Consider the following 23,853-nt stretch of genomic DNA (forward strand, 5'->3'; position numbering starts at 1 on the left):
ATGACTCTGTTTAAGGAGCCTCATTACAGCGAGCAAACACGCGTCGATGGCGGTACATAGTTATACGTTCGGGGCCACGCCGACCTTTTGCACAAAGTTGACTATTCTCTGGGGAGCATTGCTTTTGTCACCACCAGTCGAGGGACACATGGACGACTCCGACAACAAACCACCAACGTTCTGGCAAATGCTCCACAGTGTGATGGCTGCGGCCTTCGGCGTGCAGAGCGGCAAGAACCGCGCCCGCGACTTCACCCATGGCAAGCCCAGCCACTTCCTGATCATGGGGATTGTGTTCACCGCAGTGTTCGCCCTGACGCTGTTTGGCATCGTGCAGCTCGTGGTGCACCTGGCAGGCGTCTGAAGCGGCCTCAGTGCATCAGCGTTTGCAGGCTGAACGGATAACGCCACGAGCTCGGGTGGCCCTTGGCCGAGAGCTGCCGAAAATCCACACCGTAGTTCTGTGTCGAATTCAGGACCAACAGGCGTTTGGCCTGAGCATGGTCGATCAGTTGCAGCAGCGGTATCTGCTGGTCGCGTCCGCCGTACTGGCTGATGTCCACCCCCAGCTCATCGTCATGCAACTGCACCATCGCCCAGCCGCCCAGGCTGAAGTGACCACCCAGCAGCGCACTCAATCGACCGTCCAGCAGTGCCTGTAACGCCTGCGGCGACGTATTGACGGCACTGAACAACACGCCTTTGCCGGGTTGCCCCCCCGTTTCGGTGTAGGCCTGCATGGCGCCAAAGGCCATTTCGTCATTGGCCGACCACACCAGCGACGTATGCGGGTAGCGCTTGAACAACAACCGGGCTTGTTCATAGGCACGTTCGCGGGTCCAGCCGCTGTAGACCAGTTGGCGCAGGTGCACTTCGGGATGCTCGGCCAGGGCACGCATCATGCCCTTCTCACGCAGTTGCGCCGAGGGGGTGATCTTCAGCCCGGAAAACGCCAGCAACTCGATCACCTGACCCGGCGGGACCGGGCCTTTGAGGCGAATCAGCTCCTTGAGCATCAGGTAGCCGCCCTCCTCGTCATTGGGCACCAGGCTGCCCAGCAACTCAGCGAACTTGTCGGGCTGCGCATCCATCAGGCTTGTCTGGTCGGCCGTGAACGCGCTGTTGACCATGAACAACTTCACGCCGCGGCCCTGGGCCAGGCGCAGAATCTGCGGCGCGACGTACTGCTCGTTGACGAATACCAGATAATCGGGACGGTCGGGGCCTTGCAGTGCCCGACGGGCCTGCTCGATGACCACATCGGATTGACGATTGGAATAGACAATACGCAGGTCCATGCCCAGATCCCTGGCGGCGGCCTGCATGAATTGCGAGTAACTGACCCAGAACGCTTCCCGAGTGCTGCCGGGATTGAGAAACAGCACTGAAGCTGCCTGGGCAAACGATCCCGAGACCGCCCCAAGCGTCAACAGCACGCCACAGAAAAACTTCAACATAGGTCGTCCGAGCCCCCGGAAATTCGCCGCGCATTATAAACGGCGAATACCCGCAAAACCGGGTTTATTCCGGCTATTGTCCGACAATCGTCGGAATGAGCCCGGACGAGGTCGTTTTATTGATGACTGACCCAGAATACCGCCGTGCCTACTACAAGAATGATCAGGAACAGAATCGCCCAGGCATCGACCGTGCTATCGCTTTTCCTTGCTTTGGTTGGGTTGCTCATTGCATCGCCTCTTGTCGGTTTTATCGGTGATTGCATAAAGACTCGACCACAGTTAAGACGATGATTGCCCTTACGACAACCAAGGGCTTTTCAATAACGCTTCTCGTTAGTCATTTTGGTTCTTTACATATACTCAAACATCACTTTTGCGCATAACTGCAAACTGGTATCTTGCCCCCGCTCCGTAGGGAGTGCGCGGCCGTGCGCGCAGAATTGCCGAGGCAGTATCGGACGCAAGCCAGCCAAAAAAAGCAGCCGTATCCGACCGGCCCAAGCCTGAGAACAGGACTTATATGTACGTATACGACGAGTACGATCAGCGGATCATCGAGGACCGCGTCAAGCAGTTCCGTGATCAGACCCGACGCTATCTGGCAGGCGAGCTGAGCGAAGAGGAATTCCGCCCCCTGCGCCTGCAAAATGGCCTTTATATCCAGCGTTTTGCCCCGATGTTGCGGGTGGCGGTGCCTTATGGCCAACTCACTTCGCGCCAGACGCGAATGATGGCCAAGATTGCCCGCGACTACGACAAGGGCTATGCCCACATCAGTACCCGCCAGAACGTGCAGTTCAACTGGCCGGCGGTGGAAGACATTCCGGACATCCTGGCTGAGCTGGCCACCGTGCAGATGCACGCGATCCAGACCAGCGGCAACTGCCTGCGCAACGTCACCACCGATCAGTTCGCCGGCGTCGCCGCCGATGAAGTGATCGACCCGCGGCCATGGTGCGAAATCGTCCGTCAGTGGACTACTTTCCACCCGGAATTCGCCTACCTGCCGCGCAAGTTCAAGATCGCCATCAACGGTTCGACCTCCGACCGTGCGGCCATCGAAGTCCATGACATCGGCCTTGAGCCGGTGCACAACGCCGCTGGCGAACTGGGCTTCCGGGTGCTGGTCGGTGGCGGTCTGGGCCGGACACCGGTGGTCGGCGCGTTCATCAACGAGTTCCTGCCGTGGCAAGACCTGTTGAGCTACCTCGACGCCATCCTGCGGGTCTACAACCGCTATGGCCGTCGTGACAACAAATACAAGGCGCGGATCAAGATCCTCGTCAAGGCGCTGACCCCTGAAGTCTTCGCGCAAAAAGTCGATGCGGAAATGGAACACCTGCGCGCAGGCCAGACCACGTTGACCGAAGCCGAAGTGCATCGCGTGGCCAAACACTTCGTCGACCCGGACTACAAGGCCCTGGACAACCAGAGCGCCGAACTGGCCGAACTCGACAAGCAACACCCTGGCTTCGCCCGCTGGCGCAGCCGCAACACCCTGGCCCACAAGAAGCCGGGCTACGTCGCGGTGACGTTGTCCCTGAAGCCGACCGGTGTGGCGCCGGGCGACATCACCGACAAGCAGCTCGACGGCGTTGCCGACCTGGCCGAGCGTTACAGCTACGGTCAACTGCGCACCTCCCACGAACAGAACATCATCCTGGCCGACGTTGAACAACAACAGTTGTTCGCGCTGTGGGGCGAGTTGCGCGAGCAAGGTTTCGCCACGCCGAACATCGGCTTGCTGACCGATATCATCTGCTGCCCCGGTGGCGATTTCTGCTCGCTGGCCAACGCCAAGTCGATCCCGATTGCCGAATCGATCCAGCGCCGTTTCGACGACCTGGACTACCTGTTCGACATCGGCGAGCTGGACCTCAACATCTCCGGTTGCATGAACGCCTGCGGTCATCACCATGTCGGCCACATCGGCATTCTGGGCGTGGACAAGAAAGGCGAAGAGTTCTACCAGGTGTCCCTGGGTGGCAGCGCCAGCCGTGACGCCAGCCTGGGCAAGATCCTCGGCCCGTCCTTCGCCCAGGACGCCATGCCTGACGTGATCGAGAAGCTGATCGATGTGTACGTCGAACAACGTACCGAGGACGAGCGCTTCATCGACACTTATCAACGTATCGGCATCGACCTCTTCAAGGAACGCGTCTATGCAGCGAATCATTAAGAACAACGAGGTCGTCGACGAAACCTGGCACTTACTGCCCAAGGACGCGACCCTCGACGGCATTTCCAACTGCGACGACCTGATCGTGCCGCTGGCCCTGTGGCGCGATCATGCCCACGCGCTCAAGGCCCGCGATGGCGGCCTGGGTGTGTGGCTGGACGCCGATGAAGAAGCCGAGGAAATCGGTGACGACGTGGATCAGTTCAAGGTGATTGCCCTGAACTTCCCGGCCTTCACCGATGGCCGCAACTACTCCAATGCCCGCCTGCTGCGTGACCGCTATGGTTTCAAGGGCGAGCTGCGGGCAATTGGCGACGTGCTGCGCGACCAGCTGTTTTACCTGCACCGTTGCGGGTTTGACGCCTTTGCCTTGCGCGCTGACAAAGACCCGTATGAAGCCCTTGAAAGCCTCAAGGACTTCTCGGTGACTTATCAGGCCGCCACCGACGAACCGCTGCCGCTGTTCCGTCGTCGCTGATTGATAAAGAGCCTTGAGCCTCGGCATGCCCGCCGAGGCTCAAGGTTTTTTTTCGCCGGTGCAAAGCCGCCGTCAGGGGGCCGCACCAGCCGCCTGAAACGCTGCGATGCGATCCTCCAGCCTGGACAGGCTGGCAAACGGGTTGTCGCCGTCGAGCGCCGTCCACTGCACTTCCTGAAACAGGTGCTGGCAAAGCGCGGGTGAAGCGTCTATCGCGGTCAGCATGTTCCAGACTCGCTGCTGCAATGGCACGTAGTCCACCTGAAAATCAGCGGTACGCCGGGCCAGATCCAGTGTTCCGAAAAACCGGTCACTGCCCTCCTTCGCCACCAGACGCTCCCAGCGTGCTACCTGCAAGACTGCATCCTGCGGCGCTAGCCCGGCCAGCCATGGCTGCGCGCTGACGATCTCGGGATGCGGCGGCCCCAGCCACACGTTGATACCGGTTTGCTGGCGATGGGTCATGACCCAGCGCAGTGAATCGGTATCGCTCAACGGGTTGCCCGCCAACAACAGGTTGTACGGGGCCACAGACTGTACCCTGACCGGTTCGGGTATCAGCCCGATCTGATTGTCACGCAGATCAAGACGTTGCAGATAAGCGTGATCACGGATACCCACCGGACAGATTTGGATGCCCGTGCTCCGCAGGTTCAAACGCCGCAGGGCAAGCATCTGCACCACCACCGGCGCGGTACCCAGGGGGTTCTCGCTCAAATCGAGTTCTTCAAGGCGGGTCAACTCACCCAGCCTGCCAGCCGCTTGCTCGGTCAGCGTCAACCAGGTCGCCCTGAGATTCAGACGGGTGAGTTGAGTCAGCTGGCTGATGGCCTCAGGCAGGCTGGCGCCAAATCCTCCTCCCTGCACCGTACTACGCAAATCGGTCTGCGCCAGATCCAGCGTGCGAAGATTGGGGAAACACTTCAGAAACCCAGAAAGGCTGTCAATCTGTGTCAGCGTGAGATGGGTGGCTGACAGCTCCACGACATCTGGCAGTTTGGCGTTGAGCCGCGGCAGGCTGTGCAGATTTTCGAAGTCCATTTCCAACCGGAAGCCGGTAAACTGCCCCCCTTCATAGACATGGCTGGCCGCATCGCCCTGGCGCTGCCAGCGAGCTTCCAGATCATTGGCCAGCTCGACTCTTGAACGGCGCTCAAGCTCCATGGCGTCGTCAAGACGTGCCTCGTTTGCCACATCAAGCTCCCCGGGGTCCATTCCCTGGGCGTCCTCGTCATCCGAATCCAGCCAATCGACGTCCATGTCCTCGGCATCTTGCTCGACCTGTTCGACCCACTCCTCCAGGTCGATCCGCAACTGCTGCAATTGATCACTGAGAATCGACAGTCGGTTCTGCACGCTGGGCCCCCACCGTTGCGCAAACTCCTCGACCTCTTGCGGCGTGATGCCGGGGTAGATCTGCCTGAGTTGCACCCCCAGGATTTCCATTGTCAGTGCCGCGCTTTGAGGCGTATCCGGATAACCGCCACCACGCAAACCCTGTCTGTCGAACGGCATGCCCGCATCCATTCGCTGCAACCCCGTTTCAAGCTCGGCGCGGGGCAACGCCGATTCACGCAGCTTCACCTGCAAATCCTGCAACGCGCTTTCCGGGCGCAGGCCCAAGGCCGTACGCTGCTCGGCGGGCAGTGCATCGAGCAGCGCCGTGTGGAAGTCCACGGTGCGACCGATGACAGGCGGGGTGGCCTGATACCCCGAACCCTGCCTGATCAACTGGCGATAATGACCACCACTGCCCGGACCGATGCTGTCCAGCACTCGGGCGTTGGCCGAAGTTCCGTCAATGATTTCGATCCGAGTCTGCGGCGACCATCCCGGCAACCGCCGCAGCGAATGCAACGCCAGCACATCGCTGTCGGCGCATTCGACCGAGCGCAAGTACAGACCTTCATAGGCGCGGGTCAAGCGCACATGAAATTGATACTGCTGCCCCTTGGCGCTCAGCTCACTCAGCATCCGCTTGGCATCGGCCAGTGTATGCGGCGCGTCGATGTCGACCCCGGCCCGGTCGAGCATCTGTTCAATAGCGCCTCTGGGCAAATCGGGATAGTGATGCTGAAACAGCTTTACCCACTCGTGATCCGACTGTTGCAACGCGCCATAGCGTAGGCGGAACAACTCGGCGGGCGAAGGGGAAACGGCCTGCCCCAGCGCCTGCTGGATGTCCTGATCGAGACGAAACCGGGCAATGGTGTCCACCAGAATCGGCGCCTGTGGTCGGCGCCCCGCCTGCATCAAGGTCAGCAGGTCATTGTTGATATCGCAGACATGGCCGATTTGCCCCAACACTTCGTCGCTGAAGGACGCCACTTCAGGCCCCAGACCACGTAGCAGGCGTAAACGTTCGCTCAGGACAAGGGACGATGACGGCACGTCGGTGGCAAGCGCAGGCACCGGTGCTTCAAGTACACCCTGTGGCGGCTGCGGCTGCGGCTGCGGGTCCGTGGCCGCCACAGCCCGTTCTTCGGTCTTCACGAGCGCACCGGCCATGGCCACCGGCAAGGCGTTGAGCAAGCCGAACACCGTGCGGGTGATCCCGGCCGAACGCTCATCTGCTGTCTGCCCCTCCACCGCTTGAGCCACCCCATAACCGGCATCGATCAACCCTGCCAGCGCCAGAAGGCCCTCGCCACCGGGGACGAACAACGCCAACGGGCCGAACTTCTCGATCCATTGCGCCACTGGCTCGACGACTGCGCTCAGGTTGTCACGATTGACCTGGGCATCGTCACGAATGCTGTCGATACTCGCCAGGGCCGCCTGCTTCATGACCCGCACCCATTGTGCAAACGGGTCGGTGAGCGGCGGCGGTACTTGCAATTGAATGTAATCGCCCGCTGGCCAGTAACCGTCGTTGTTGAAGAAACCGCTGCCCTTCTTCAGTTGGTATTGGCGCGGATAAATGGCAATGCCTTCCAGTGCGCTCAACACACCGGCATGGAAAGTACCGTCTTCACGATCATCCTCGGCAAAATGCGCGGCCAGCGCCTGCCGCCTCACGGGATGACGAGCGATGTCGACCACCCAGTCCAGCAACGCCTGATGATCGGCAAACTCGTGAAACGCTGAAGAGTTTCCCGGAACGTACAGCACAATCCGGCCACTGGCCTTGTCCCTGAAACTCCAGATATCGCTAGAGGTGTAGCGATAGATCATCAGGCGGGCGGCCTCAACCGATGGCGGAATCGGTGCACGCACCTGCATGTGTTCGACCGTCAGTTGCGTCCATGGCTGTTGCGGCTCAAGCCCGGCAGCTCGCAACGCCAGACCGTGCGCGGGTACGGTCAGACTGTTTTCCTGACGTTGCAGCCACGCTGCCATGACAAAAGCCGCCTTGACACCGGTGCGCAGCGGATAGGCAGCCGCCGCCAGCAACGTTTCGTCTGCTGGCCAGGCATCACCTACATAAGCGGCGTACTGACTCTGGAATTCGAGTTCCCATACCCACTGCTTGAACTCGGCCGGCTGGAGGGCAAGCTGCGTGTCCGGGCCATAGACCTGCGGCCTGGTTTGTCGGTAAATGCCTTCGTAGTCGCGAAAGCCACTACCAGGATTGATCGCCTCCTCGATAGCGACGATACGCACCTGCGGTCCCACTCTGGGCTGGGTGTACAAACCAAAAGCTGTCTCGCCAAAACGACCCGCGCCCACGGTCTGGTAGTTGTTCAGCAAGGCCTGAACCAGATTTTGCGAGGTTCGCACCTTGCCCAAATGCACATTCCCGTCTGCGCGATAGCCATAAAAGTCGTAATTGAGATCCACCATCAGCGCCCTCAAGGACTCATCACCCCAGCGCTGGCCGATCAGCTTTGCCGCATATTGCGCGGCGGTCATGGGTAGCGCAGTGGTCAGTGCGAGGCTGGCAATCATCGGGTTGCCCCCCGCCACACCGTGCTGTTCGGAGGTGTTCATCGCCAATCCTTTCATTGAACAGGCTCCGACTTTTTGCTGACCGCCGAATCACCACCCGCAGCGTCTGGCAACACAAGGCCGGGATGCCGCTGCAAGGCCTGCGCCCCCCACAACAATCGCCTTCGTACCTTTTCGTCAACGGTGACACCTGTCAGCCATGTTTCGCTGACCTCAAAGTTCTCACACGCGGCGCCCAGCAAGTCCCCGTCAATTGGCAACACACGTCTCTTGCGAAGCCCCAGCAAACTTGAAGTCGAGCGAACATGCTGGAAAATAACACCTCGTACATCCAGAGACTCTCCCAACTTGTCAGACATGGCCTTGGCCAGCAGAGGGCTGCAGAATTTTTCCGGACGCTTGAGCCTGCCCAGTGCCTTGACGGTTTCGGCCCTGGAGTGATGGCTGGCCACCAGACTGGCGTGCAGAGCCCTACGCCGTTCAGGTGTGGTACTGAGCAGCCATGACGGGTGTTCTTTACGTTTGAAAAGTTCGAAAAAGGCGCCTTGTTCTTCGGGCGTCATATCCTGTGTGTTTTTATTCGTTAAAGTTGAAGGCATATCCTTTGAACCTTGCGACTGATAAGAATATTCAGTCTAGGCCCCGACCTTTCAATTAAAAGCGCTAAAACCCGATAAGAATCCCCGCCAACAAAACAACAACTTGAACTTAAAAGATACATAGATACCACCCGACAACGTGTTATTCATGCCCGTTGTTTATTCCCCAAACACCGGACATAAAAAAACCCGATCACCGAAGTGACCGGGTTCATGTTGTCATTACCAGAAGCGTTGTTGAGTCAGGCGACTCCACCAACTCAGCAATACGCGATCCACCGAACCGCTGGCCGCCATGCCGATGCGCTCTTGCAGGCCTTTGCGTTCGGCGTAATGCAAGTGGTAAAGCTCGGCGCCCTTGGCACGTTCGGCGAGGTACTCGTCACTGGTCTTGAGTTCGTCGACCAGTTGTTTGTCCAGCGCCGCCACGCCCAGCCAGACTTCACCGGTGGCCACTTCATCGATGGCCAGTTGCGGGCGATAACGGGAGACGAAGTTCTTGAACAGCTCGTGGGTGATGTCCAGGTCCTCCTGAAACTTCTCCCGGCCCTTCTCGGTGTTTTCGCCAAAAACAGTCAGGGTGCGCTTGTACTCCCCCGCGGTCAGCACTTCAAAATCAATGTCATGTTTTTTCAGCAGGCGATTGACGTTGGGCAACTGCGCCACCACGCCGATCGAGCCAAGGATGGCGAACGGCGCGCTGATGATCTTCTCGCCGATGCACGCCATCATGTAGCCGCCGCTGGCCGCGACCTTGTCGATGCACACGGTCAGCGGCACGCCGGCCTGGCGGATGCGCGCCAGTTGCGAGGACGCCAGGCCGTAGCTGTGAACCATGCCGCCGCCGCTTTCCAGACGCAGTACCACTTCATCCCTGGGCGTGGCCAGGGTCAGCAATGCGGTAATTTCGTGGCGCAGGCTTTCAGTGGCCGAGGCCTTGATATCACCGTCGAAATCGAGCACGAACACCCGGCCCTTGGCGTCGGGTTTCTTCTTCTGTTTTTTCTCGGACTTGGCGGCGGACTTGCGCAAGGCCTTGAGCTGATCCTTGTCGAGCAGGCTCTGCTCCAGACGTTCACGCAGCCCTTTATAGAAATCATTGAGCTTGCTGACTTGCAACTGCCCAGCCGATTTACGCCGCCCTTTACTGCGCAGCGCCGCAAAACTGGCCAGGACCACCAGAATGGCGATCACCAGAGTCACGGTCTTTGCCAGGAAACTGGCGTATTCCATCAGAAAATCCACACATGGCTCCTCAATACAATGCGCTGCATATACGCGCGGATGCGTTCAGCATACCCACGCGCCGGCCCAACGGCCAGCCGTGAAACCTTTGCCAAACACTTGCAACACGCCCTTTCAAACAAGCGTATGTTTTTTCATTGACAGCTACCCGCCATCCTCATAACCTCGCCAAACCTTCAACGCACCGGGATGAAGCGGACGTGGGCAGCATCTATTTGATTCGACATGGCCAGGCCTCCTTTGGTGCAGACGACTATGACGTTCTGTCGCCAATCGGTGTTCGCCAGGCAGAAATCCTCGGCCAGCACCTTGCCGAGCTCGGTATCAGCTTTGATCGCTGCCTCTCGGGTGACCTGCGTCGTCAGCAACATACGGCCAACAGCGCGCTGCAACAGTACGCCGCCGTGGGTCTGCCGGTGCCGCTTCTGGAAATCGACTCCGCCTTCAACGAATTCGACGCCGAAGCCGTCATTCGTGCGCTGCTGCCGGCCATGCTGGACGACGAACCCCATGCGCTGGACATCCTGCGCAACGCCGCGCAAAACCGCACCGAGTTCCAGCGCATCTTCGCCCTGATCATCGAACGCTGGCTGGCCGGCTCTTACGACACACCGGGTCTGGAAAGCTGGCTGGGGTTTGTCGAGCGGGTCCATGCCGGCCTGCAGCGCATCCTCGAGCAGACCGATGACACACAGAAAATCGCCGTGTTCACCTCCGGCGGCACCATCACCGCACTGCTCCATCTGATTACCCAAATGCCTGCGCGGCAGGCGTTTGAGCTCAACTGGCAAATCGTCAACACCTCGCTCAACCAACTGAAGTTCCGTGGTCGCGAGGTGGCTCTGGCTTCCTTCAACAGTCATGCACACCTGCAACTGCTGAAGGCCCCGGAACTCATCACGTTTCGCTGAGTCCGGACTACTGTGACCCTGGCTGTAATCACCAAGCTCTTATTACACAAGAAAGGAACGAACCATGACCTCCGTAGCTGATGCCGTACAAGCAATGAAAGCCAAGTTCAACCCAGCCGCTGCTGCCGGTCTGGACCTGGTATTCGGGTTCCGCATCGACGAAGACAAGCACTTCTCGCTGATCGTCAAAGACGGCACTTGCGACCTGCAAGAAGGCGTGAACCCGGACGCTCAAGTGACCCTGGTCATGGACGCCGAAACCCTGGAAGGCATCGTCGACGGTTCGACCGACGGCATGCAGGCGTTCATGGGCGGCAAACTGCGCGCTGAAGGCGACATGATGCTGGCCATGAAACTGTCCGAGCTGTTCCCGTCCTGAGGTGACCGCCCCCGTTCGCGGGAGCCTCGCTGATTGCACACAAATCCCGCCCTTGGAGGCGGGATTTGTCGTTTCAGAACACAACGCATTCTCTGTGGGAGCGGTCGAACGCCAATGTTGTGTTCACCAACGCTCCCACAGGGTTTCATACCCGCCTACTGACTGAACGAAGCCGCCAACAACTCCCGCGTATACGGATGCCGCGCCGAGGTGAACAGTTCAGCGGTGGCGCCCCGCTCCAGCACCTCGCCGTCTTTCATCACAATCAGGTCATGGGCCAGCGCTCGTACCACCGCCAGATCGTGGCTGATGAACAGGTACGTCAGACCATGTTCCTCCTGTAACCGGCGCAGTAGTGCGACGATTTGCTTTTGCACCGTTCGGTCCAGCGCCGAGGTCGGTTCATCCAGCAGAATCAAGTCCGGCTTGAGCACCAATGCCCGTGCAATCGCAATACGTTGTCGCTGCCCCCCGGAAAACTCGTGGGGATAGCGATGACGTGTCGCCGGATCGAGGCCGACTTCGCGCAGCACCTCGATCACAGCCTGTTCTCGCTGCCGGGCATTCAGGTCGCTGTGAACCTGCAAGCCTTCGGCGATGATCTGTGCCACGCTCAGCCGTGGGCTGAGGCTGCCGAACGGGTCCTGAAAAACCACCTGCAAACGCTTGCGCAGCGGTCGCAACGCCTTGCCGCTCAGCGTCTCCAGCGCCTGCCCCTGAATACGGATGCTGCCCTGTGCATCGATCAGACGCAGGATCGCCTGGCCCAACGTCGACTTGCCGGATCCCGACTCGCCCACAATTCCCAGCGTCTTGCCCCGTTGCAGGTTCAACCCGATGCCGTTCACCGCCTTGAGGTACGACCTGGGCCGCAGCCAGCCACCGCCAAGGGGGAACCAGACTTTCAGATCACTGACCGCCAATAGCGTTTCGGCTTCGTCCCGACACAACGCCGTGCCACCGGGTTCGGCATTCAGCAGCTCGACGCTGTAGGGGTGCTGCGGCGCGCTGAACAGCTGTTCGCAAGCGGCTTGTTCGACAATCTCCCCACCGCGCATCACCGCCACTCGCTGCGCGATTCTGCGCACCAGATTCAAGTCGTGACTGATGATCAGCAGCGCCATGCCCAGCCGTTGTTGAAGTTCCTTAAGCAACAGCAGGATCTTGCGTTGCACCGTGACGTCCAGCGCGGTGGTCGGTTCATCGGCGATCAGCAACTGCGGCTCGCACGCCAGCGCCATGGCGATCATCACCCGCTGCCGTTGGCCGCCAGACAATTGGTGCGGATAGGCCTTCAATCGATTTTGCGGCTGCTCAATGCCCACCAGTTCCAGCAGTTCGACAATCCGTTTGCGCGCTGCCGCACCGGCCAGTCCCTTGTGTAACGCCAGGGTTTCACCCAGTTGTCGCTCGACGGTGTGCAGCGGATTGAGCGAGTTCATCGGCTCCTGAAAAATCATCGCAATCCGGTTGCCACGCAACTGGCGCAAGCGATGTTGGCTGGCGCCCAGCAGCTCTTCACCGGCGTACCGAATGCTGCCTTCGGTACGGGTAATGGACGGCTCCAGCAATTGCAGGATGCTGTGCGCAGTCACCGATTTGCCGGAGCCGGACTCCCCCACCAACGCCAGGCATTCACCGGGACGAATATCCAGGTCGATGCCGTGCACCACTTGGCAGCCATTGAACGCGACCTTGAGGTTGCGCAGTTCGATCAGGTTGTCGGTCAATTTCATGCTCTCAAGATCGTGGATCGAACGCATCGCGGCAGGCCTCACCCATGAACACCAGCAAAGACAGAATCAGGGCCAGCGCGAAAAACGCCGTCAGCCCCAGCCACGGTGCTTGCAGATTGCTTTTGCCCTGCCCGATCAACTCGCCCAGCGAAGCGCTTCCGGCGGGCATGCCGAAACCGAGAAAATCCAGCGCCGACAGCGTCGCAATCGCGCCGGTAAGAATGAACGGCAGGTAAGTCAGCGTGGCGCTCAGAGCGTTGGGCAGGATGTGCCGCCACATCACCTGAGCATCGCCGACACCCAGCGCCCGCGCCGCCTTGACGTATTCCAGGCCACGGCTGCGCAGGAACTCGGCGCGCACCACGTCCACCAGGCTCAGCCAGGAAAACAGCGCCATGATCCCCAACAACCACCAGAAATTCGGTTCGACAAAGCCCGACAAAATGATCAGCAGATACAACACCGGCAACCCCGACCAGACCTCCAGCAGGCGTTGCCCGATCAGGTCGATCCAGCCGCCGTAATAGCCTTGCAGCGCTCCGGCGGTGATGCCGATCACGGCGCTGGCGGCGGTCAGTGCCAGGGCAAACAGCAGCGAAATACGCGTGCCGAAAATCACCCGCGCCAGCACGTCCCGCGCCTGATCGTCGGTGCCCAGCCAGTTATCGGCGGTCGGCGGGCTCGGTGCCGGTTCGCTCAGGTCGTAGTTGACCGTGTCGAAGCCGAACGGGATCGGCGCAAACCACATCCGCCCGCCCTGCCCCTCGATCAACTGCCGGGTCTGGGGGCTGCGGTAATCCGGCTGAAACGGCAGCTCACCGCCGAAATCCTGTTCGGTGTAGCGCTTGAACGCCGGGAAATACCAGTCGCCCTGATACGCCACCAGCAACGGTTTGTCATTGGCCACCAGTTCACCGCCCAGGCTCAGACCGAACAGCGCCAGAAACAGCCACAACGACCACCAGCCACGCCGATGCGCCTTGAAACGCGCCCAGCGCCGACGACCTATGGGAGACAACGTCAACATCAGGCAGTCCTCGTGGTGAAATCGATACGCGGGTCGACCAGGGTGTAGCAGAGGTCGCCCAGCAGTTTTATCAGCAGGCCAAACAAGGTGAAGATGAACAGCGAGCCGAACACCACCGGATAATCACGGGCCACCGCCGCTTCGTAGCTCATGCGCCCGAGGCCGTCGAGGGAGAAGATCACTTCGATCAGCAAGGAGCCGCCGAAGAACACCGTCACCAGCGCCTGGGGCAAACCGGCGACCACCAGCAACATCGCGTTGCGAAACACATGGCCGTACAACACCTGCTTTTCACTCAGGCCCTTGGCCCGGGCGGTCACCACATACAGCCGCGAAATCTCGTTGAGAAAGCTGTTCTTGGTGAGGATGGTCAGCGTCGCAAACCCGCCAATCACCAGCGCGCTGACCGGCAGCACCAGGTGCCAGAAGTAGTCCACCACCTTGCCCCAGGCCGACAGCTCGGCGAAATTTTCCGATACCAGCCCACGCACCGGAAACCAGTCCAGCACCGTGCCGCCACCGAACACCACGATCAGCAATAGCGCGAACAGAAATCCCGGCATTGCGTAACCGATGATGATCGCCGCGCTGCTCCACACATCGAACGCCGAGCCGTAGTGCACCGCTTTGCGAATACCCAGCGGAATCGACACCAGATAGGTGATCAGCGTCGCCCACAAACCCAGCGACAAAGTCACCGGCAGCTTCTGCAGGATCAGGTCAGTGACCTTCGCGCCCCTGAAGAAACTCGAACCGAAATCCAGTCGTGCATAGCTTTTGAGCATCAGCCACAAGCGTTCGCCAGCCGGTTTGTCGAAGCCGTACTGACGCTCGATATCGGCCACCAGTTTCGGGTCCAGGCCACGGGTGGCGCGGGATTCGCCGCCGACGGTCTCGACGTGCCCACCCCCCACCGCGCTGCCCACGCCGATGCCCTGCAAGCGCGCAATGGCTTGCTCCACGGGCCCGCCCGGTGCGGCCTGCACGATGACGAAATTGACCAGCAGAATGCACAACAAGGTCGGCACGATCAGCAGCAGGCGCCGCAGGCTATAACCCCACATGGGCGTACTCCTTGGTGCGTTGTTGCATCTGCGTCTGGGTCAGCGCCGTGGGGCTGATTTCCCACCAGGTTTCCAGGCCGGCGTCGTACAGCGGCGCAATCGCCGGGCGGCCGAAACGGTTCCACCACACCGTGGAAATCCCCGGCGGGTAATAGTTGGGAATCCAGTAGTAGCCCCACTGCAACACCCGGTCCAGCGCCCGCGCATGGCGCAACATGCTCTCGCGGTTGTCGGCCTGCACCAGCCCGGTGAGCAGGCCGTCCACGGCCGGATCGCGCAGCACCATGTAGTTGTTGGAACCGGGATCGTCAGCGCCATCGGCACCAAAGTAATTGAACATCTCGCGCCCCGGCGCCTGGCTCACCGGGTAGCCGGCGACGATCATGTCGTAGTCGCGGCTGCGCACACGGTTGGTGTATTGCGCGGTGTCGACCTGACGGATATCGAAACCGATGCCGATCTGCGCCAGGTTGCGTTTGAACGGCAACAACAGACGTTCGAAGCCTTTCTGGCCATTGAGAAAAGTGAAGTGCAGCGGCTCGCCGGCGGCGTTCACCAACTGATCGCCCCAGGGCTTCCAGCCCGCCTCTTCCAGCAACTTCAGCGCCTGCAACTGCTGGCCACGAATGATGCCGCTGCCATCGGTGCGCGGCGCCTGAAACACTTCGGTGAACACCTGATCGGGGATCCGGCCGCGCCAGGGCTCAAGGATCTTCAGCTCTTCGGCATCCGGCAACTCGGTGGCCGACAGTTCGCTGTGAGAGAAGAAACTGCGCTGACGCAGGTACATGCTGCGCATCATCTGCCGGTTGCTCCATTCGAAATCCCAGAGCAAGGCAATCGCCTGACGTACGCGGCGGTCCTGAAACAGCGGCTTTTGCAGATTGAACACAAACCCCTGGGCGCCCTGGGCCGCGCCGGGGGCCAGATGCTCGCGGATCAGTCGCCCCTGATCCAGCGCCGCGCCGGCATAGCCGATGGTGAAACTGGTGGCGGAGAACTCGCGGTTGTAATCGAAGCCACCGGCTTTTAGCACTTGTCGCGAAACGTCGGTGTCGGAGAAAAACTCGACCCGCAGCGCATCGAAGTTGTAGAGGCCGCGGGTGATCGGCAAGTTCTCGCCCCACCAGTTTTTCACCCGTTCAAAATTGACGCTGCGCCCGGCGTCCACGGCGCTGACCCGATACGGCCCGCTGCCCAACGGCGCTTCGAACCCGCCACCGTCAGCGAAGTTGCGCCCGCGCCACCAGTGTTCCGGCAATACCGGCAGCGTCGCCAGATCCAGCGGCAATGTGCGGCTCTCGTTGTTCTTGAACACGAAGCGCACCTGAGTCGGCGACTCGACAACGACCTCGGCGACATCGACGAATTGCTGGCGATATTTCAGGCTGCCCTGGGTGGTCAACAGTTCAAAGGTGTAGCGCACGTCTTGCGCGGTGATCGGGCTGCCGTCATCGAAACGGGCGGCCGGGTTGAGGTAGAAACGCAGCCAGGTGCGGTTCGGTGCCAGCTCCATTTGCTGCGCGACCAGACCGTAGACGCTATAGGGCTCATCCTTGGAGCGGTAGGCCAGCGGCGCATACAGCCAACCGTCGATTTCGGCGACGCCAGTGCCTTTGTCGACGTAGGGGACCAGATGATCGAACGGACCGCTTTCCAGCGAGGAGCGGCGCAGGCTGCCGCCCTTGGGGGCGTTGGGGTTCACGTAATCCAGGTGCTGGAAGCCCGGCGCGTACTTGGGCGCCTCGCCGTAGACCGTCAGGGCGGATTGCGCGGTGGCGAACAGGGTTGGGCTCATGAAGAGGCACAAAACCAGGGCGGTGAGTCTGGGGAGCATGGGGGTTTATCCTTCATGCAGGGTCAGAATCTTCAGTGCAACTACCGGCCTCATCGCGAGCAAGCTCGCTCCCACATTGGTTCTTATGTACACCGCAGACCCGTGTGGGAGCGGGCTTGCCCGCGATGAGGCCAGAACAGTCAACCCAAAATCCGAACCATGAAATTCAAATCAGGACATCCCCTCGCCTACCTGTCATGTGCAACAGGCCCACGATTTTTATAGGGCGGCGTTAGAACACTTGGTTACTAAAACCTGTCCTGACTGGTTAATGACATCAAAAGTTGTAACTGACCCGCGTATAAAGCGTCCGGCCAAAAGGGTCGCCGTATTTGGGGTCGTAACCACTCTGGAAGGTGTAGGTCTGGTTGCTGAACGGCGGCTCGCGGTCGAACAGGTTTTTCACGCCAAGCGTCACGCCCAACGTTTTGCGCCAGGTGTAAGTACCGGCCACGTCCCAGACGTTGTACGAGCCGACGTAGTCGTGCGTCTCGCGGTCGGAGTCGTGATAGCCGCTGGTATAGCGGTTGGTCAGGGTCGCGCCGTACGGACCGTAGTTCCAGGTGCCGGTCAGGCTGTGCCGCCAGCGGGCCACGGCGCCGGCCGAGGCAAAGTCACCGCCACGGAAGTCGCCGAGCTTGTCGATGTAGTCGCCCTTGAGTTGCTGCTGGTACTCGTAACGGCTGACGTAAGTGCCTTGCAGGCCGATGCCGAACTGGCCAATCGGGGTGCTTGGCAGGCGGTAATCGAAGCTGACGTCGACGCCATTGGTCTTGATCTTGCCCAGGTTGGCCAGGCCGGTGACGATGTGGTCGATGGAGCCATCAGGCTTGCGAACCAGGCGCTCCGGGTACAGCTGCGGGTTCTCGAACACGGCAGATTCCGGGAACTCGGCGATCTGGTTGGCGATGTTGATCCACCAGAAATCCAGCCCGGTGGTCAGGCGATCGAACGGCTGATAGACGAAGCCGACTGTCACGTTGCGCGCAGTCTCCGGGCTCAGGTCGGTGTTGCCGCCAGAAGTGCGGTTGAATTGCTGGGCGCAATCGCGGTTGGCGATCCCGCCATTGCTCGGATTGCCGCCAGCGCACAGGCGCGGGTCGTTGTAGTTGGCGTTGGTGTATGAGGTGAATGTCGGGTTGTACAGCTCGTACAGCGACGGTGCGCGGAAGCCCTCGCTATACGCGCCACGCAGCACCAGCTCCTTGAACGGCTGGAAGCGGAACGAGTATTTCGGGTTGGTGGTGCTGCCGAAATCGCTGTATTTGTCGTGACGCACGGCGGCGGACAATTCCAGGCTGTCGAGCACCGGCACGTTGACCTCGGCGTATTCGGCCGAGACGCTGCGATCACCGGTCACGCTGCCATTGGGGTCGACGCCGAGGCTTTGGATATCGCCGGCAAACTGGGCGAAGTCCTGGTGAAAGTCTTCCTTGCGGTACTCGCCGCCCAGTGCCAGCGCCGAAGGACCGGCGCCGAACCAGTCGCCGATCTCGCGGCTGACCCGGCCATCAATGGCCTTGACCCGACCGACCGCCGTACCGTAATCACCGTCGACATTGTTGGCCGCCAGCAAGGCATCACCGGCGGCGGTCTGCGGACCGAACGGGTTGATCACGCCGGTCGCGATGCCCTGGCTGATCGGCTTGTCATTCACATAGCCGTCGAGAATGCTGTTGACCACTTTGTTCTGGTTGTACGACGCACCGACGTTGTAGTCCCAACCCACCAAGGTGCCATCGAAACTCAGCAGCAGGCGCTGGCTGGTGTTGTCGTCTTCATGATTGCGGGCGCCGACCGCCGTTTCCCGCCAGTTCACGTCCACCGGTTGTGTCGAGTCGAGGGCAAAACTGGTCGGGCCGGGGGTGATGCCGTTGCCTGGGTAGAACGCAGTGCCGGGATTGACCTGATTGCCCATCAAGGTGCCGGGGCCGATCTGCGTGCGGTTTTCGTTGCGCGCCCAGAAATATTCGAGGCTGACATTGTGCTCATCCGAGAGCTTGCCGGTGGCCTTGGCGAAGGCCGAGGTCTTCTCGGTTTCGGGCACCAGATCCAGATAATTCCACAGACTCTGACGGCAGATGCCATTGCGCGACAACAGCCCCGGCGCATTGCAGCCGGAGCCGGCCAGTGGGTTGGTGGCATGGCTACCCTGGCTGTAGTTGGCCGGCGAAGCGGTGCCGGAGGTGTAATCCAGGCCACGTCCTGGCTGGTAGTTGTAGGTGTAGCCGCGATCTTCGGCGGCCAGGCGTTTTTGCTTGTCGTAGCTGACCACGCCGAAGACGTTGAAGCGATCGTCGTCCAGGTCACCGATGCCCCAGCTGCCGCTGAAGTTATGGCTGTCACCGCCTCCGGCGTGAGTCGGGGAGTCGTAACCGGTGGTGAGCTGGCCGGTGGTCAGGCTTTTCTTGGTGATGAAGTTGATCACCCCGCCGATGGCATCGGTGCCGTACAGCGCCGAGGCGCCGTCACGCAGTACTTCGACCCGGTCGATGGCGGCGAACGGAATGGTGTTCAAGTCCACGCCGGAGCCGTTGATGGCGCTGGTCGCGTTGTTGCTCAGGCGTCGGCCGTTGAGCAGCACCAGCGTCTTGTTCGGGCCGATGCCACGCAAGTCAGCGTAAGCGGCACCGCCGCTGCTGGAGCCCACCGAACGTCCCGATCCCACGGAAGACTGGTTGGCGGAAATGCGGCTGACCAGCTCCTCGGTGCTGGTCACACCCTGCTCACGCAGTTGCTCGACATGCAGGATGGTGATCGGCACCGCGGTTTCGGCATCGACCCGGCGGATCGCGGAGCCGGTGACTTCGACCCGCTGCAATTGCGTGGTCGGTTCGGCGAATAAGGCGGCCGGCGCAACCGTCACCGGCGCAGCAGTGATCACACCGTCATCGTCTTTCAATCCACTGCCCTGCAAGGCCAGGGTCAACGCCTGGGCCTGGGTCAACTGACCGTGGATGGCCGGCGCCTTGAGGCCGCTGACCAACGACTGATCAAAGGAAATCGGTGAACCGGTCTGACGCGAAATACCGAGCAAAGTCTGATCCAGCGGACCGGCTGGCAGGTTGAAATCGACAGCGCTGGCGGCGAACGCCGGCAACGCATTCAGGGCAAGCAGCAAGGCCAGGCTTAGAGGGGATTTGTGGGGTGAAAATCGAATCATGAACAGCCATCCCTGCGTTTAGGTTTATGCAGGGTTGTGCGATGGCGAGAGGGATTTTATAGGGGGTGGTTAGACCGTTGGGTGATGAGGTTATGCCGTTCTGAACAGGATGACCGGCGATGACACCATACCTGCTCACGAAGGCGATCCGGCAGACACATCCTTGCTCAATGACCCACCGCTATCGCGGGCAAGCCCGGCTCCCACAGGGGATTTGCTGCGTTCGCAAATATTGTGTTCCACACCGAATCAATGTGGGAGTCGGGCTCCCACAGAGGATTTGCTGCGTTCGCAAATTGTGTTCCACACCGAATTAATGTGGGAGCCGGGCTTGCCCGCGATGGGGCAGCGTCAGTCACCCTCCTTGCTGAATGACCCACCGCTATCGCGGGAAAGCCCGGCTCCCACAGGGGGTTTGCTGCGTTCGCAAATTGTGCTCCACACCGAATCAATGTGGGAGCCGGGCTTGCCCGCGATGGCAGTCGCCATCCTTGCGGAATGACCCACCGCTGTCGCGGGCAAACCCGGCTCCCACAGAGGATTTGCTGCGTTCGCAAATTGTGTTCCACACCGAATTAATGTGGGAGCCGGGCTTGCCCGCGATGGGGCCGTGTCAGTCACTACCCTTGCTGAATGACCCACCGCTGTCGCGGGAAAGCCCGGCTCCCACAGGGGGTTTGCTGCGTTCGCAAATATTGTGTTCCACACCGAATCAATGTGGGAGCCGGGCTTGCCCGCGATGGGGCCGTGTCAGTCACCGTCCTTGCTGAATGACCCACCGCTGTCGCGGGCAAGCCCGGCTCTCACAGGGGGTCTGCGGTGAATACACATTTTGTGAACGCCCACATTGGGGTTGCGAATGGCAGCGAATATCAACTCCCAAAGTGATAACTCACATCCAGCCACCACTGCCGGCCATACGGGTCGTAGTTGCCGGTGGGGTAATACGGCCAGCCGGCCGAGTCGTCGTGTTTGATCTGGTTCAGCACGTTGTTGACGGTCAGGCCGACACTGGCCCGGTCATTGAGTTTGTAGCGGGCGCTGGCGTTGAACACGGTCCAGGGCGACAGACGCCCGTCGCCGGCGCCGTTGGTGACGCTGCCGTAGCGGATGCCCATCAGCGTCGCGGTGGCCTTCTGGTATTCCCAGGTCAGGCTGGCGTTGACCTTGCTGCGCCAGTCGTAATTGCTGCGCGATGAACGCAGGTCCTGAGTCGGTGCTTCGTCGGATTCCTTGTAGTAGTGCGACAGCACCAGCGTGTAGCCGATGGCCGAACTGAACGCGCCGTATTGCCCGGCGCCCCAGCGAATGTTGCTCTTGAAGTCCAGCCCGCTGACGCGTTCGCTGGCGGCGTTGATGGCGTTGACTCGCACTCGCTGCAACTGGTTAGGGTCGATGGCGGCGTTCGCCGGGTTGCGGTCGATGCGCGCAAGCGTCTCCTGGCAACTGGCGGAGTTGATGTCCTGGGTGCCATTGCGGCAGGCGTTTTCATCTTGCAGCAGACGGTTTTCATCGACGGTCGTCAGCAGGTCATCGATCTCGACCCGCCAGAAATCGGTGGAGAAATCGAAGTCGTGCGACGGCGACCAGACGAAGCCGTAGGTCCAGGATTTGCCCTGTTCGGATTTGAGGTCCGCGGTGCCGCTCTGGGTGTAATCGACCCGTCCGCGATCACAGGCGCCCTCCACGCCTTTGCTGCAACCGTAGTAATCGATCTGCGCCGGGTAGTAACCGTTGCTGTCGGACTGATAGATGTAATTGAGGTCCGGCGCCCGGAAACTGGTGCCGTAGCTGCCGCGCACCAGCAGGCTGTTGAGTGGTCGCCATTCCAGGCCGAGGTTGTAGGTCTTCTGCTGCTCGGTGCGGCCACTGAATTTGTACTGGTCCCAACGCCCGGCCGCCGTGGCCAATACGCTGTCGGTGACTGGAATGCTGAACTCGCCACCGGCGGCATAACGCTTGCGCGAGCCACCGGAGCTTTGTTGCGGCGACGTACCGTAGAACGTGCCGTCGTTGAGACCGTCGTCCGGGTCGACGCGATATTGCTGTTTGCCCGCCTCCAGAATTCCGGCGAAACCGACCGGCCCGGCAGGCAGGTCAAATAATTCGCCATTGATCGAGGCGTTGTAACTGCTGGACACCGACTTGCTGCTCTGGGTCAGGTCACCGCGAAACTGTTGCCACTCCTGCGGCGTCAACGGCCGGTCCAGGCGCGAAGCGTCAGGGGCGAACACCGGGTAGCCGCCCTGCACGCCCAGTTGCGGGCCGAGGTAGAAATCCTGGATCGCCGACAACGGCGTGTAACGGGTGGTGCGCACGCTGCGATATTCCGAGCGGTTGGCGGCCAGTTCATAGTGCCAGTTGCTGTCGGCAATCTTGTCCGACAGGCCCAGCGTCCCGGTCCACGAGGTGTCGCGCCATTGGCTGTTGTTGGTGGTGCGTCCGCCGATTTCCTCTTCACCGAAACGCCGATACCAGCGCTCCAGATTGCCGCTGTTGCGGTTGATGAAATCCGGCGAGGTGAAGGTCGGCCCCCGGGTGTTGTTCTGGATGTGGTCGAGGCCGTACATCAGGTCGGCGAACACCTGGCCGCTGTCGCTGAAATGCCAGGTGCCACGGGTGTAGCCGTCGTAGTTTTCCTTTTGCGTCTGGATCGTCCAGTAGTCGTTGTAGACCTGATCGGTGCGGCAACGACCGCTGCTGTTGGTGAGTTTGTTATCGAACACGCCCTTATAGGCGCTGCATCCCGGTCCCAGGTAATTGCCGCTGCTCAGGTCGCGCCGATAACCGACATCCGCCAGAGGACTGCTCTGCATGAAGCCGCGATCATCGGCCCAGATCGGGTCGCGGCGGGTCAGTTCCAGGCCGAACAGGCCGTCAAAATCGCCCCAGGTGCCGCCGCCGCTGAGTTGCAGCCGCTGATTTTCACCGCCACCGCGCTCGCTTGTACCGCCCTTCAGGTTGACGTCGATGCCGTTCATTTTGTTCTTGAGGATGATGTTGACCACCCCGGCAATCGCGTCGGAACCGTAGACCGCCGACGCACCGCTGCTGAGAATTTCGATGCGATCGATGATCGCCGAGGGGATGTTTGCCAGGTTGGTGAAGTTGACCTTGCCGTCGTACGGCGTCGGGTAATCCGCGACGCGCCGGCCATTGATCAACACCAGCGTGTGGTTAGGGCCAAGGCCGCGCAGGTTGAGGGCGCTGGCGGCGGGCTGCCAGGTGTTGCCATAGTCTTCGCCCTGGGTCATGCCGGTGTTCTGGGTCTGGGTCGCCAGCGCGTCGTAGACGTTTTTGTAGCCTCGGGCTTCCATTTCTTCATGGGTGATGACGTTGACCGGCGTGGCGCCGTCGGTTTGTGATCGGGCGATGCGCGAGCCGGTGACGGTAACTTTTTCCATGCGGTAATCGGCGCTGCTGGCGGGGGCCGCCGCTGCGCTGACTTTGGCTGCAACAGGGGCCTGGTGCACCGTCAGGCCCTGCTCGCTGTGATCGACTTGCAGGCCACTGCCCTGAAGGGCTTTTTCCACCGCTTGCTGGCTGCCCAACGCGCCCCGGATCGCCGCGCTGCGTTTGCCCTGCACCAGGTTCTGGCTGAAGGAAATCGGTACGCCGGTTTGCCGCGAGATGTCCAGCAGCACCTCGTCCAGCGGGCCGTTGGCGATGTCGAAGGTGAACACCGGGGACGCGGCGTCGGCGGCCAGCGTCAGCGCCGGGCACAGGCCGATCACCAGTGCGGCGGCCAGGGTCAGTCGGGGTAATTGTTGTTTGAATGAGAACATCGAAGGGTTTCCCTGTTGAAGGCATCTGCAGGGAATGAGCAGTGGGACGAAGGTTTTTATAGGGCGCTGATTAGGCCAAGAAGTTATGGTTTTATAACCGGG

The 23,853-nt window shown here is 60.7% G+C and carries 15 protein-coding genes; 5 read left to right on the forward strand and 10 right to left on the reverse strand.

Annotation, left to right across the window (positions count from 1 at the left end; all coding sequences use genetic code 11):
- Positions 1-148 precede the first annotated feature (148 nt).
- The gene (locus tag POF45_RS03665) at positions 149-364 is read left to right on the forward strand and encodes a DUF2970 domain-containing protein (RefSeq protein ID WP_259502669.1); all 216 of its coding nucleotides are present in this window, start codon (positions 149-151) and stop codon (positions 362-364) included.
- A gap of 7 nt (positions 365-371) precedes the next feature.
- On the opposite strand, the gene POF45_RS03670 is transcribed toward POF45_RS03665, so the two are convergent.
- The gene (locus POF45_RS03670) at positions 372-1,457 is read right to left on the reverse strand and encodes an ABC transporter substrate-binding protein (protein ID WP_259502668.1); all 1,086 of its coding nucleotides are present in this window, start codon (positions 1,455-1,457) and stop codon (positions 372-374) included.
- Between the two features lie 523 nt (positions 1,458-1,980).
- Between POF45_RS03670 and POF45_RS03675 the strand changes: the two genes are divergently transcribed.
- Both POF45_RS03675 and POF45_RS03680 read left to right on the forward strand, forming a co-directional pair.
- Positions 1,981-3,639 (forward strand): nitrite/sulfite reductase, encoded by a 1,659-nt coding sequence (locus POF45_RS03675; protein ID WP_259502667.1) that lies wholly within the window; start codon positions 1,981-1,983, stop codon positions 3,637-3,639.
- Positions 3,623-4,117 (forward strand): DUF934 domain-containing protein, encoded by a 495-nt coding sequence (locus POF45_RS03680; RefSeq protein ID WP_259502666.1) that lies wholly within the window; start codon positions 3,623-3,625, stop codon positions 4,115-4,117. Before POF45_RS03675 ends, POF45_RS03680 begins: the two co-directional genes overlap by 17 nt.
- A 72-nt stretch (positions 4,118-4,189) precedes the next feature.
- On the opposite strand, the gene POF45_RS03685 is transcribed toward POF45_RS03680, so the two are convergent.
- The 3 genes from POF45_RS03685 to sohB all read right to left on the reverse strand — a co-directional run bounded on the left by POF45_RS03685 (position 4,190) and on the right by sohB (position 9,849).
- On the reverse strand, positions 4,190-8,047 hold the full coding sequence (locus POF45_RS03685; RefSeq protein ID WP_282315097.1) for a dermonecrotic toxin domain-containing protein: 3,858 nt from the start codon (positions 8,045-8,047) through the stop codon (positions 4,190-4,192).
- Positions 8,048-8,058: 11 nt separating this feature from the next.
- Complete coding sequence (locus tag POF45_RS03690; protein ID WP_282315098.1) at positions 8,059-8,604, reverse strand: DUF6543 domain-containing protein; 546 nt, start codon at positions 8,602-8,604, stop codon at positions 8,059-8,061.
- 222 nt (positions 8,605-8,826) lie between these two features.
- A complete protein-coding gene (gene sohB / locus POF45_RS03695; protein ID WP_282315099.1) occupies positions 8,827-9,849 on the reverse strand; it encodes a protease SohB in 1,023 nt (340 codons plus the stop codon).
- Positions 9,850-10,049: 200 nt separating this feature from the next.
- Between sohB and POF45_RS03700 the strand changes: the two genes are divergently transcribed.
- Both POF45_RS03700 and POF45_RS03705 read left to right on the forward strand, forming a co-directional pair.
- A complete protein-coding gene (locus POF45_RS03700; RefSeq protein ID WP_259502662.1) occupies positions 10,050-10,760 on the forward strand; it encodes a histidine phosphatase family protein in 711 nt (236 codons plus the stop codon).
- A 64-nt stretch (positions 10,761-10,824) separates the two neighbouring features.
- Positions 10,825-11,139 carry an SCP2 sterol-binding domain-containing protein gene (locus tag POF45_RS03705; protein WP_282315100.1) on the forward strand — a complete coding sequence of 105 codons (315 nt, stop codon included), beginning with the start codon at positions 10,825-10,827 and terminating at the stop codon, positions 11,137-11,139.
- 155 nt (positions 11,140-11,294) lie between these two features.
- Here POF45_RS03705 and POF45_RS03710 read toward each other — a convergent pair whose 3' ends face one another.
- The 6 genes from POF45_RS03710 to POF45_RS03735 form a co-directional block, all read right to left on the reverse strand.
- On the reverse strand, positions 11,295-12,869 hold the full coding sequence (locus POF45_RS03710; protein WP_282315996.1) for an ABC transporter ATP-binding protein: 1,575 nt from the start codon (positions 12,867-12,869) through the stop codon (positions 11,295-11,297).
- Positions 12,870-12,879: 10 nt separating this feature from the next.
- A complete protein-coding gene (locus POF45_RS03715; RefSeq protein ID WP_259502661.1) occupies positions 12,880-13,902 on the reverse strand; it encodes an ABC transporter permease in 1,023 nt (340 codons plus the stop codon).
- Positions 13,902-14,966, reverse strand: a complete 1,065-nt coding sequence (locus POF45_RS03720; protein WP_282315101.1) for a microcin C ABC transporter permease YejB — start codon at positions 14,964-14,966, stop codon at positions 13,902-13,904. Before POF45_RS03720 ends, POF45_RS03715 begins: the two co-directional genes overlap by 1 nt.
- Positions 14,953-16,764, reverse strand: a complete 1,812-nt coding sequence (locus POF45_RS03725) for an extracellular solute-binding protein (RefSeq protein ID WP_431978601.1) — start codon at positions 16,762-16,764, stop codon at positions 14,953-14,955. Before POF45_RS03725 ends, POF45_RS03720 begins: the two co-directional genes overlap by 14 nt.
- Positions 16,765-17,080: 316 nt before the next feature.
- Positions 17,081-19,966: a TonB-dependent receptor gene (locus POF45_RS03730; protein ID WP_282315103.1), complete on the reverse strand. Its 2,886-nt coding sequence runs from the start codon at positions 19,964-19,966 to the stop codon at positions 17,081-17,083.
- 872 nt (positions 19,967-20,838) lie between these two features.
- Positions 20,839-23,751 carry a TonB-dependent receptor gene (locus tag POF45_RS03735; RefSeq protein ID WP_282315104.1) on the reverse strand — a complete coding sequence of 971 codons (2,913 nt, stop codon included), beginning with the start codon at positions 23,749-23,751 and terminating at the stop codon, positions 20,839-20,841.
- Positions 23,752-23,853 lie beyond the last annotated feature (102 nt).

This window comes from Pseudomonas fungipugnans (assembly GCF_029955235.1).
GTDB lineage: Bacteria > Pseudomonadota > Gammaproteobacteria > Pseudomonadales > Pseudomonadaceae > Aquipseudomonas > Aquipseudomonas fungipugnans.